Origin of the sequence: Paenibacillus sp. FSL E2-8871, from assembly GCF_038000345.1 — a bacterium.
Taxonomy (GTDB): Bacteria; Bacillota; Bacilli; order Paenibacillales; family Paenibacillaceae; genus Paenibacillus_AQ.
This window is the reverse complement of record NZ_JBBOBV010000001.1, coordinates 3,514,731-3,527,773: the sequence shown is the minus strand read 5'-3', so window position 1 is coordinate 3,527,773 and position 13,043 is coordinate 3,514,731. Positions and strand designations below refer to the sequence as shown.

6 protein-coding genes are annotated in these 13,043 nt (G+C 44.3%); 4 read left to right on the top strand and 2 right to left on the bottom strand.

The window, feature by feature from the left end:
• Positions 1 to 121 precede the first annotated feature (121 nt).
• From NYE25_RS16030 to NYE25_RS16015, 4 genes are all read left to right on the top strand, one after another.
• The gene (locus tag NYE25_RS16030; RefSeq protein WP_042191520.1) at positions 122 to 907 is read left to right on the top strand and encodes a helix-turn-helix domain-containing protein; all 786 of its coding nucleotides are present in this window, start codon (positions 122 to 124) and stop codon (positions 905 to 907) included.
• 547 nt (positions 908 to 1,454) lie between these two features.
• Positions 1,455 to 2,198 (top strand): 2,3-diphosphoglycerate-dependent phosphoglycerate mutase, encoded by a 744-nt coding sequence (gpmA, locus tag NYE25_RS16025; protein WP_042191518.1) that lies wholly within the window; start codon positions 1,455 to 1,457, stop codon positions 2,196 to 2,198.
• A gap of 217 nt (positions 2,199 to 2,415) precedes the next feature.
• Positions 2,416 to 3,411, top strand: a complete 996-nt coding sequence (locus NYE25_RS16020; RefSeq protein WP_076285228.1) for an ABC transporter substrate-binding protein — start codon at positions 2,416 to 2,418, stop codon at positions 3,409 to 3,411.
• A gap of 696 nt (positions 3,412 to 4,107) precedes the next feature.
• Entirely contained in the window at positions 4,108 to 10,944 is a 6,837-nt protein-coding gene (locus NYE25_RS16015; protein ID WP_341146371.1) for a glycoside hydrolase family 3 N-terminal domain-containing protein, read from the top strand.
• Between the two features lie 73 nt (positions 10,945 to 11,017).
• On the opposite strand, the gene asd is transcribed toward NYE25_RS16015, so the two are convergent.
• Positions 11,018 to 11,809 carry an archaetidylserine decarboxylase gene (asd, locus tag NYE25_RS16010; RefSeq protein WP_042191516.1) on the bottom strand — a complete coding sequence of 264 codons (792 nt, stop codon included), beginning with the start codon at positions 11,807 to 11,809 and terminating at the stop codon, positions 11,018 to 11,020.
• A gap of 86 nt (positions 11,810 to 11,895) precedes the next feature.
• Entirely contained in the window at positions 11,896 to 12,990 is a 1,095-nt protein-coding gene (locus NYE25_RS16005; RefSeq protein ID WP_341146370.1) for a YheC/YheD family endospore coat-associated protein, read from the bottom strand.
• Positions 12,991 to 13,043 lie beyond the last annotated feature (53 nt).

Genomic DNA, 13,043 nt, shown 5'->3' with positions numbered 1-13,043 from the left:
GCAAGTTTTGCGGAGTAACTCAAGTAGATTATGCTAACAAAACAATGTGAATGCTTACGAAGTGAGTTTTGCGGAGTAACTCAAGTAGATTATGCTAACAAAACTTTTGGGAGGGAACGTTATGCTGCACGCATCGCCATCCTCTTTTGTTATATTACCTGCCTTGGCGAAGATTGTGTGCGAACCAAGCTGGAAATGGCAAAAAAGAGAGAAGTCGCTGCAAAATTATGATTTATTCTATGTATGGAGCGGGGAAGGGACGGTTATTCGTAACGGGGAACCCTTCCAAGTGGGCAAGGGGAGCTGCTTCTTGTTCCGTCCGGGTGACCATACTAGCGCTACTCATAATCCGCAAAGACCACTTGTCCTTACATATATTCATTTTGATGTCACCGGAGAGGTGACGGATGTTCCGCTGCCCTATCGCGTACTTGCAGAAACCGTTGAATTTGAGCATCTGCTTGCTCGTTACGTCCGGCTGTTCCTAGTGGATACGTACGCGGCTGAGGAAGAAGGGCAGCTTGTTCTAAAGCAACTAATGATTCATCTGCTTAGGGAGGACCGAGTGAAGCCTGTAGAACGTTATGCTAGCAACCATTTAACAGAGATTATTCACGAAATAGCGAATTATGTGAGCCAACATCCCGGGATTTCGCATCGCGTAGAGGATCTTGCTGCACGTGCAGGGCTGTCGCCTCGGTATTTCTCAATTAAGTTTAAGGAGCTTACTGGCTCTTCCGTTCAATCTTATGTCATTCGAGCTCGGATTGAGCGTGCTCAGCATTTGCTGCTCTACGCTGGGATGAATGTTACTGAGGTAGCGGATGCACTTGGATACCGTGACATTTTCTTTTTCAGCCGTCAGTTCAAGCAGTATACCGGAAAAAGTCCATCTGAGATCCGTTGATTCTCATTAGTTGTTTCAGTTATTTCATCCAAGGGTAAATACTTTGCAGTTTAGTTTACAGAGAATTTACATAACTTCTTGGAAGGGGAGACGCATGGGATGATGATCAGACGCCGAATCTGCAACACCGATTGTAAAAGTGGAGGCGCAGGACTTTTTAGAAACCGTTTGAGAAGATTAAAACAATCGAGTGCTTTTGCCATAGATAGCTGGTTCTAAACTGAGCAGGTATACAATCGCTGGATATGACCAAAGACTTTAAATAACCGGGGCCAACAGGCTTCCGGTTTTTTTGAAATATAAGACATAAACGCTTACCGTCCTTATAAGGATGCCGCTAGGCATTTATGCTTGGCAAACTGAAGGATTTATCGTTCCTCTCGTTGTATTTGATACAATAGAATAAATCTCCTGTGAGGGTAATTTTGCATTCTGTTGCATATCTTACATTCAATTGCCCAAAAAACGCCCATACTAGAGATTATCACGGTGATCTATTGCATGATGTAACAGAGTTCCAGAGCATATAGGTGGGAGGAGAGATAAAATGTACGAAATCGTACTGATACGTCATGGTGAAAGCCAGTACAATGTGCAGAATTTGTTTACGGGTTGGAGTGATCCGGATTTAACCGAGAAGGGTATTCAAGAGGCTAAGGCTGCTGGCAAGCTTTTGAAGGATGAAGGGTATACATTTGATCTAGCTTTTGCATCGGTACTCAAACGATCGATCAAAACACTCAACTATGTTCTCGATGAAATGGATCTGCTGTGGATTCCTGTGCAAAAGTCCTGGAAGCTGAATGAACGGCATTATGGTGCACTTCAGGGACTTAGTAAAAGTGAAACGGCGATAAAATACGGTGAAGAACAATTGCATCTCTGGCGACGGAGTTTATCGGTTCGGCCTCCACTGCTTGAGCTTAATGATCCTCGGTATGCCAGAAATGATATTCGTTATAGCAGTATTCGTCCGGAGGATATTCCGCGAGGCGAGAGTCTGGAAGATACTGTTCATCGTGTGGGTGATTTCTGGAGAAACCGCATCGTTCCCCTTGTACGGAAAAAGGAACGGGTGCTCATTTCAGCCCATGGCAATACACTGCGAGCGTTGATCAAATTTATGGAAGATATTGATGAGGCAGCACTGCTGGAGCTCAATATTCCTACAGGAGTACCACTCGTGTACAAACTGGATGAGGACATTAATCCAATCAGCCGCTTTTATTTAGGAGATCCGGAACAGGTTGCGGCCAAGGCGCGTGATGTTGCTAAGCAAGGACATGTGTAATAGGCGTAACAGATGTAAAGAGCATATAATGACTTGAAAAAATAAAGGGACAGCCATGGGGCTGTCCTTTTATTTTTAGTGTGTAGTAGGTGTCCAAAAGGTAAATGCATTAGATGTTAACATATTATCCATTGCCAATGATAGAATAATACTATATAGTTACATTGATAATGATTATCAATATCATCATATAATATGTCGATTGGAGTGAATTATTTTGTTTAAATCTCCAAAAACTTATCTATTGCTTGTGTTTACTTTGGTTATAACGTTACTGCTAGCAGCTTGCGGACAAGCAGTTGAGCATAACAACTCCTCAGTAGATGGGACAGAGAGTGCCGTATCTTCATCAAACACTAATGACTCATCCAGCGAAGTGGACATGGTTACATATCAAGCAAGTAACGGAGATATTCAAGTACCCAGACATCCGAAACGGATTGTCGATTTAACCTCCTTCGACACTGGATACTTCTTGGCGTTAGGTATCAAACCGGTTGGTGTTATGAATGGTGTCTTAAACAGTCCCTACTTTGAAGGAATGCTGGAAGGCGTTCAAGGCCTTGGGGATGAACCATCTCTTGAACACATTTTAGAGCTGAACCCTGATCTTATTGTTGTATTCTCCGGAATGGAAGGACTCGACAAGCTGGCCGAAATAGCGCCAGTAGTAGCCATTCAATACGGTGCAAAAACTATCAGAGATCAAATGCTTGATTTCGGTACATTAACGGGGAAAGAAGCCGAAGCTAAAGCTTGGGTGGAACAATGGAACAAAAAAATCAAAGAATTGAAGCCTAAGGTGTTAGCAGCTGTAGGTGGCAAAACCGTTTCTATCCTAAATCCGTTTTCCGGTGGACTATTCGTATTCGGTCACAGCTACGGGCGCGGTGGAGAAATTATTTATAATGAATTTGGCCTGAAAGCACCTCCTGAAGCGCAGAAAGAAGCTATAGACAGCGGCACTGGTTGGGCAACAATCTCCCTTGAGAAGCTGCCTCAATTTGCTGGAGATATTGTATTCACATGCCCATGGGCTGGCGATACGAGCGATCCGAAAATCGTCTATGACAACCCCTTGTGGAAGCATCTTCCTGCCGTAAAAGCAGGCAACGTATTCCAACTGGACCCAACCGCTGATACATATAGTGATCCCGTTACGCTTGAAGCGCAGTTAAATTACATTACTGAGAGTCTTTTATCTGCAAAATAATTCTACTTCAACGAAAGTCCACGAACTTGCATTTGGTTTTTATAGCAAGGAGAATCGGCATTGAGCGATGCTGATTCTCCCTGCTATTTTTAATGTAACTGTTTTATAATGGGCCCATCTTAACTTCGGTTTATAAGTTTAGCTATCGGCCGAGTGAGTCTTTTTAGTTATTTTGAAAAACTTGAATTCTGTGATACATGAGTATATTCAATAAATCTATGAGGATTTTCTATGTTAGGATGATATTTCTGATGATAGTATTCAATGTAAGTTTAAAAAGTAAAGGAGGAATTAATGAACATTTTCGCACGTTTTAATTTGTAAGTATGAGTTAGGAGAATTATGCAAAAAATCTAAACCGGTTTAGATTTAATTAGTAACACACTTGATACTTGAATAAGCCTTACTCCACAGCGGCTAGCGCTCTTTAGAGAATAACTCCTTCCTGAAAGTAAAATCATCCTATCGGTTTATGAAGCGAACGTTTATGCATTAGAAATTTTTAATTGAAATCTCGCTCTTTACGATGACCCATTATCCTAAGCTGTACCTTAATCGAAAGGAATGGTGATAAGTATGAGGAAAAATTGTAATCGCTTACTTAAAATATTATTCTGCTGCATTCTGATAACCTCAATCATAACGCCTAGTACCAGTTCTCCCGTTTTGGCTAAGGTTCTCCCGGGATTAGCGGATGTGTCCAGAGAAGTGGCCGCTGAAGGTATTGTGTTGCTGCAAAATCCGGAGTATAAACCAGCAGGATCACAAGTAAATGAGAATGAACAAGTGCTCCCTATTAAGATGAGTGAAAATGTATCGGTATTTGGCCGCATACAAGCGCATTATTACAAGTCAGGCACAGGATCTGGCGGTGCGGTAAGAGTAGATTATGTGAATGGGATTCTGGAAGGTCTTCGGAACAATCCCAGTCTCAAGTTAAATGAAGATCTGGCGAAGGTTTATGCCGACTGGATCAAAAAGAATCCTTTCAACAATGGCGGTGGTGGCTGGGCAGCAGAGCCATGGTCACAGGCAGAAATGCCTTTAACCGATGAAATTGTGGATGCAGCAAAAGCAAAAACGGATACAGCTGTGGTCATCATCGGTAGAACAGCCGGTGAAGATAAGGATAATACGGACGTCAAGGGTGCCTATAAGCTGACAGACCTTGAAGTAGACATGCTTAACCGGGTCTATGCCAAATTCGACCGTGTGGCCATCGTATTGAACGTAGCCAACGTTATCGATATGTCATGGGCTAAAAACTATCCCAAAGCTGCTATTTTGTACACATGGCAAGGGGGGATGGAAGGCGGTAGCGCAGTAGCCGACGTACTGACCGGAGATGTTACGCCAAGCGGAAAATTGAGCGATACGATTGCAGCTACACTTGCTGACTATCCTTCTACTGCACATTTTGGCAGCAAAACTGAGAATTCTTATAGTGAGGATATTTATGTAGGCTACCGCTATTTTGAGACCTTTGCTCCGGATAAGGTGCTCTATCCATTTGGGTACGGACTGTCCTATACCAATTTCAAGATCACGACTGATAATGTCAACGCTGGTGAGAATGAGGTTGCAGTGACTGTAACTGTTCAGAATACAGGTAAAGTGGAAGGCAAAGAAGTTGTACAGATTTATTACGGTGCACCACAAGGTAAACTTGGTAAGCCGGCCAAGGAGCTTGCTGCTTTTGCTAAGACCCGGCTGTTACAGCCTGGGGAATCGCAGTCGATCACCATCACGTATGACACCAAAGATATGGCCTCATATGATGATAGTGGAATTACAGGTCATGATTCATCTTATGTTCTAGAAGCTGGTGACTATAATATTTACGTAGGCAACAGTGTAAGTGACAGCGAAAAGCAAGGAGTATACAGCCTTAATGCTTTGAAGGTTGTAGAAACCTTGCAGGAAGCGCTCGCGCCAACTAAGGAATTTGATCGTATCAAACCAGGACAACCGAATGAAAATGGTACTTTTACCACTGTCACTGAAAAGGTACCGACACGGACTACCGACTTGGATGAAAGAATCAAGCAAAATCTTCCTGCGTCCATTCCACAAACTGGGGACAAGGGTTATACCTTATTGGATGTATACAATCAGAAAGTGACTATGGATCAGTTCATTGCACAATTGTCCAACAACGATCTGGGGGCCATTATTTTAGGGGAAGGGATGTCTAGCCCTAAAGTTACTGCCGGAACCGCTGCGGCTTTTGGGGGTGTCACTAAAAATCTGCTGAAATTCGGACTCCCTATCGACAGTGCTGCCGACGGTCCTTCAGGAATCCGGATGGAGACCAATGCAGAGAAGGCAACCAGTATCCCAAACGGGACGATGCTTGCCTGTACGTGGAACACCGAGCTGAATGAAAGATTGTTCGATCTTCTCGGTAAAGAAATGCTGATTAACAATATCGATACGCTGCTTGGACCGGGAATCAATATCCACAGAAGTCCCCTGAACGGAAGAAACTTTGAGTATTTTTCAGAGGATCCGTTACTGACAGGCATCATGGCTGCTGCGCAGACAAGAGGTCTTCAGAAGAACGGTACATCGCCTACTATTAAGCATTTCGCAGCGAACAATCAGGAAACGGATAGACATCTTGTGAATGCACTTGTCTCTGAAAGAGCGCTTCGCGAGATTTATTTGAAAGGTTATGAAATGGCAGTAAAGAGTGGAAAGGCGCGTTCAGTGATGACGTCCTATGGTCCGGTAAACGGAACTTGGGCTTCCAGTAACTATGATCTGAATACGACCATTCTCCGCGGAGAGTGGGGATTTGACGGGATTGTCATGACAGACTGGTGGGCGAAGATGAGTGAGGATCAGGGCTTCTATGCCACTACCAATCGTTATGATGAAACCAACGGCAAAGCCATGGTCCGTGCCCAAAATGACCTTTACATGGTAATTCCGAACGATTATGCAGAAACGCATAAGAATCGGAATAACAGTACCTTTAATACGATGACATCGCTTGCTAACGGCAGTCTGACCCTGGGAGAATTGCAGCGTTCTGCCAAGAATATCACGAGCTTTTTGATGAAATCTCCAGCCTTTGCAAGAACGGCAAAGATTGATTATGTGGTCAATTATACGCCGGGAAGAGATTGGTTCCGGGTGAATACGGACAAATCAGGAGATCCACAGCTCTCTGATATTACGGTTGGCGGAAAAAAGATCAAAATATTTAATCCATTGAAACTCGACTATAAAGCCTTTGGTGAAACGACTGAAACTAGCAGCTATCCTGAAGTCAAAGCTACGGCGATAGCTGGTGTAGACGTAAGTATACGACAAGCCGATAAAGATAGACCGGCTGCTGTAATTTCTGCATCGGCCGGAGGAGAGAAACGGATCTATAAGGTTATTTTCTCTTCGGAGGAAGGCTTGGAACCGATTTTTGAGAATCCGACCTATGCTTATTTAAAGAATATCTCTGTTGATGGTAAGCCGCTTGAGGGGTTTGCACAGACTAGGTTCAGTTATGATGTAGGTCTCAGTAACGGGGCTACTTTACCTGAAGTTACGTTTGAAACGAATGATGGTGTAAAAGCAACGGCCAACGTAGATCTCATCAATAAAAGAGTGACGATCAAATGTATCAGCTCCGATCAGGCGAATTCCTATGTGATACAGTTTGGTACGACACCACAGAGCGATGAGTTCGATAGTACAAATCTAAGCAACTTCTGGACGATTAATAAAGAGACTGCTACCAATACAGAAAACAACAAAAATTGGTCTTTGAGCACTGCTCTCGGCAATTTGAGAATCATCGCTGAAAGAGGCGACTTCTGGAGTGATCATGCAGATTTGAAGAACTATTTCCAGCAGGAGGCCTTCGGCAACTGGGAAGCAACAGTGAAAATTAATATGAGCAAAGCGCCAAATCAAAATTATAACGGCGTCGGCATCACGGCTTCACAGGATAACAATAACTATATCTGGGTGAAGTATGAATACAGTAGCGGCAAGATCATCGGTATGACCAAAGAAACCGGAGGTACGGAGCCTGTTACCATCGGACAACTGTCTGCCAGTCAGCTCACCAGTATTTTTGGAGAAAAGAAAGAGCTGTATTTACGTTTGAAAAAAATAGGCAACAGCTATTCCGGTTATGTCAGCGCTGACGGCAAGGAATATATTTCACTTGGCAGTACAACTGCGAATTATGCCAATCCGAAGTTTGGATTACTTGCATCTAATGGAAGTCAGAATCTTACAGATCCATTTGTTGTTGATTTTGATTATGTCAGAATCAACAGTGATGTAGCTTTGGCAGTAAAGAAGATTGGGAAAAATACTAAATTGAAGGTAGCTGAGACGGAATTTGCCTCCATTACTCCGATAATCACGCCAGTAAGCAGTAATGACGTAGACGGTGGATTATGCTACACCAACACAAGTAAGGGAGAAGCCATCTCCTATAAGGTAAATGTAGAGAAAGAAGGCATGTACAAAGTCACATCACGAATTCGCTCTAGCCAATCGGATGTCGCCCAAATGTCCTTTGGCATCTATGATGGCGATAAGCTACTGGGTACCTTCGACCTCACCACGACTAAAGGGGTATGGAAAACCTTTAGAATTCCTGATATTCAGCTGTCGGCGGGCGAGCATACCCTTAGAATTGTATTTGAGAGTGCTGGTATTGACCTGAACTGGCTAACCTTCCAGCTGAAGCAGGACAATGTAGACACATCGGTGTTAGATGCGGATATCAAGGCTGCTCAAAATATCGATATGAATGCATACACAGCTTACAAAAAGCTCAAATTCAACGCTGTGCTGGATGAGGTTAAGGCTGTTCTTGCTGAGCCGATTAACGACGAGGTTGTTGCAGAAGCCATAGCTTCCTTGAAAGCGGCTATAACAGATTTGAGCATATCGTCTATGCCAATCAATATTGCTCCGAGAGAAACGCTGAAAGTAGAGAACGGTATTAGAATCTATCCTTATAATGCACCATGGATTTATGCAACGAATACCCAGTTCAGATTCGAAAGTGGTACGGACGCCATGAGTTATGTCAATTCTAATGACCTTGTTTATTTCGGTCAGGTTGACTTAACTAATCTTGTGGAAGTAAGAGTGCAGTATGCCCGTGAAGGCGGATCGTCTCCATCTTTTAAATTCTATACAGAGGCTGACAATACGGGTAAACCAGTTAAAAGAGCTACTACACAAGGAAGAGCATACGCTGATGCTTACAGCGGCGGAGGTTCTTTTGAACTTGGTAATGAATTTGCAAGCATTAGTTTTGCTCAGAAAGCAGGCGCTGCTTGGGGGAATTATGGAATGGCAAGCACTAAACAAACGCCTGGAAATTCTTACATTGATCATTATTTGACAGCGGAAACCTTCCTAGACAGAACCAAAGTGACTGGAAAACAAAATGTGTATATGATTTTTAACGGATTAAATGCAAATTTACAATATGTTGAACTCATTTATGCTGATCCGATTGAAGTCACCTTCGATCAGAATTATCTGGACTCACCGGCTCCTACCAAAGTAACCGCATTTAAAGGTGAAGCATTAAGCACCTTACCTCGGGTACCGGAACGTGAAGGCTACATTTTTGCTGGCTGGTTTGATAATAAAGAAGGGACTGGTAATGCATTAACCGTAGAAACGGTAATGAACATAAGCACGGTGTATTATGCCAAATGGACAGAAGATACCCATGCTAAAGAAATTATATCGATTGTTCAGCCGCAACTGCTGAGTGTGCCGTTCGGAACTGCTGCAGGAGAATTGAATTTACCAGCTACAGTGGAAGCTACATTGGGCAACAAAAGGGTAATTCACTTGCCTGTACAATGGGATAGTAAAGATTTCAACGGTGGAAAAGCGGGGAGTTATACGCTGGCAGGTAGCTTTGAGCTTCCTGAGGGGGTATTGAATAGTACCCATCAAACTGTTTCTATTACAGTGGTTGTACTGCCAGAAGGCACTAAACCTATCCAGATTACTAAAGTTGAGAAGCTGGAGGGCAAAAATGTTGAATTTGGCACCGCTTTTGATAAGTTGGAATTGCCGTCTTCAGCTACAGTAACGCTTGATACCTATGAGCAGAAGGAACTTGTTGTTAAATGGAGCCCTGCTGGTTATAACGGCAATGTGGAAGGATCATACGTGCTGAGCGGTACTATGGTATTAGAAGAAGGAATGATCAACCCTAATGATCTGAAAGCTTCCATCACCATTCAGGTAATGCCCGAAGTGATTCGTGTCGCTGAGATTGTCACAGTGCAGGATTTGGAAAGTAAGAGCGTTCCATTCGGCACTCCATTTAATGGATTGAAGCTACCATCATCGGTCATAGCTACTTTGAACAACGGTGAGACAAAGGCGATATCCATCGATTGGAATAGTGAAGGTTACAATAGCGATAAGCAAGGAGCTTATATCCTGAAAGGAGCGCTAGTACCTCTGGAAGGTGTCAGCAATCCCAAAGACCTGAAGGCATCCATTACGATCGAAGTACTACCGGAGGTCATTACGATACCAGAAATCACGGCAGTGCAAGCACTAGCAAGTAAAAGTGTTGCTTATGGTACCAGTTTTGACGCACTGGAGCTACCAGCTTCAGTATCAGTAACCCTGAATACCGGGATGAATAAGGTCGTTTATGTTCAGTGGAACAAGGAAGGCTATAACGGTAATACGGAAGGAACGTACACCATCAAGGGGGATCTTGTCTTCCCTGAGGGTATAGCTAATCCACTTGGCCTGAAGGTACAGATCTCTGTGATCGTTAAACCTTACAGCGGTGGAGCTGGTGGTCAACCAAGTACACCAACACCGACTACCCCAGCGATATCTTCAGTACCATCGATTCCTGGAGAAGTCGTAAAACCTGGAGAACAGCAGCCTCAGTCTCCGATAACAGATGGAAAAACGAAGTCACCGGAGCTAATCAGACAAGAGCTTAAGAATAAGTTTAAAGATGCTACTCTAATTCCTAGCTGGGCAGAATCTGCGATTGCAGCGCTGGTGGAGAGAAATATTATCGGCGGACGCACAGACGGAAGCTTTGATCCAAGTGGGAAGGTAAACCGTGCCGAGTTTGTTGCCATGGTAGTAAAAAGCTTCAACTTCAGCATGGGCGAGAATCAAAAGCAGTTTACTGACGTTCTGAAAGATGCTTGGTATCAAAACTATGTTGAGATTGGGACTTCTAATCAACTGATCAATGGTATCGGTAATGGTATGTTTGCTCCTAATAGCAGCATTAGCCGTCAGGACCTGTGTGTAATTCTATTTAATGCATTGAAGAAACTGAATGTTGAATTGCCGCAAGCGACTAACCATGACTTCCCAGATGATGCTTCTATTGCGGGTTATGCTAAAGAAGCGGTCTATGCCTTCAAAGATCTTGGTATAGTAAATGGAGGCAGCGGTGGAAAAATGGATCCGACAGCTTCGGCCTCAAGAGCTGAAGCAGCTGTGATCATCAACAATGTACTGGATTACTATGCTAGCGTAACAAGCTCTAAAGTGAAATAAACAAAACAAGGGTATCCCGGCGCCGATTTTCAATCGGTTAAGGATACCCTTATTTTGTTATATCGTAGCTTTACTAAAGCGGCCGATGTAGCGTCCCCAGCAATTCCCCCATCTTTACCTTCGTGTTGACCTCAAGCTTGGGTCTCGGGGTAAAAGTACCGCTCTCCATAAGCAGTACTACAGTGGAGCCGAACTCGAAATAGGCTAGATCATCGCCGATTTGCCACTCGGTAGCGTTAGCATCCGTATACCCGATGCTGCTGACGTTCATCGCGCCTACCTTTACTACTGCGGTTTCTCCGTAGTCTCCGGCGATATACGTGATAAGACGTTCATTGCGATTCAGTACGCCCTTCATATGCCGCATGCCGAAATCGTTGACAGGATAGGCTCGTCCACGAATATGATCACTCTCAACCTTATGTCCAGTAAGGGGAGAGTGAATCCGGTGATAATCCGTAGGACTTAGATAAAGGACGAAGAAAAAACCTCTCTTGTATAGCTCCAGATGCGGAGAATGATTTAGTAGATCCTCGATCTTATAATCCTGCCCTTTTACATTCATAATCGTACCAGAGGAAATGTCACCCATAGCAGTAATCATTGCATCTACGGGACTAACTAAAGCGTCAGCATCGGTTGCAATAGGCCGCATGCCAGGCTTCAGCCGGCGGCTGAAAAACTCATTAAGAGTGAGATATTCTCCAGGATTCTTCTCCGCTTGGGCGGAGGGGATTTGATAAGTCTTAATAAATACCGGGATTAGAAAACGGCTGAGTCTACTATGAGAAAAAGACCCCATTAACCGTGAAAGCCATCGGTGCGAGGATAGCTCGGTCATTAGCCGCAGCAATTGTTTTACCATGCCCATCTCCCTTCCATAATACAGCAGTACGGTCGTATGTGGCCGCCTTCTGCTCTGCATTATATTGACATAGAATAGGAGACAAATCAATAACTGTTATATATGAGGCTGTTCTTTTCTAGTAAAAAACGTGCGTATCCCATAGGTCTTCGGTAACTCTCCTTCCAAATCTCCGTAAGGCCGGCTTTGTGAAATCCATAGCGTTGGTCGCGGCCATTGCATTCTATGAAGAAGATGCGACCATCCTTTGTAATGCCTATATCCAGTCCGATATCGGCCAGCCCTGGAAGGTCTTGTTCGAGACAACGAGCTATAACAAGGCTAAGTGTTTCGACAGCCATACGGATATGGGCCGCTATTCCTCTAGAGAAGGCTTTTTCCAGCGCAAAGGAAGAGCTTAACGCTTCTCCTCCACGAGCTATATTAGAGACAAACCCCCCAGGGGGTGCTAGTTTAGCAAAGAGACCGGTAACCTGCCAATCGCCTCCCCAGCCACGTTGAACGGTGACGCGTAAATCAAAGGGACGTCCTCCAATCTCAGCAAGGGGAATACGCTCCTGCACGAGATAAGGGACAGAGGCAAGGCGTACCCGGAGCATTTTTGGCAGCGCCCCCTGATATACAGGAGTGCTTATCCAGCGCCGCATAGAGGGGGAGAGATAATTTAAGCTCCAGCGCTGAGGCCCTTTACGAACCAGTCGCATGACCCCATTCCCAATGCTTCCACGGCAAGGTTTAAGAATAAGATCGGGGTAACGATTCATCATTTGTTTGAGTCCAGATACGCCAGTTGTTGCTGGCAAAACCTCACGCAGCTCTTCATGCTGCTCAAGCAGTTCATGGATCTCATCCTTGCCGTATCGATTGCAAGTATTGTACACCAAAGGATGGTGCCGCAGCAGACGCTGCATTCCTGGGCTATTCTGGCTGTATATGGCCCGGTTATGGATGACAGTTGGCGTAGGAACTACTACGCTTTTATATCCATGAGATCCCTTTATATAGGCGGCACTGAAGCCTGAGTCTGTATCGATGTCCGCGAGCTTCAGAAAGCAGGGGACTAGGCCGTATGCAGCGGCCGCCTCTTCATAATTGGATAGAGACTCCTGTCCTGTTTTTAGCCGGGGAACGCCCCGGTGCATATCGGCATTTAGTAGTATTCCAACGAGCTTATGCCCCATGTTTGTTCCTCCTGTTTCTTCGGTCACGTGATTCCCGTTTTTACTACTCTAGT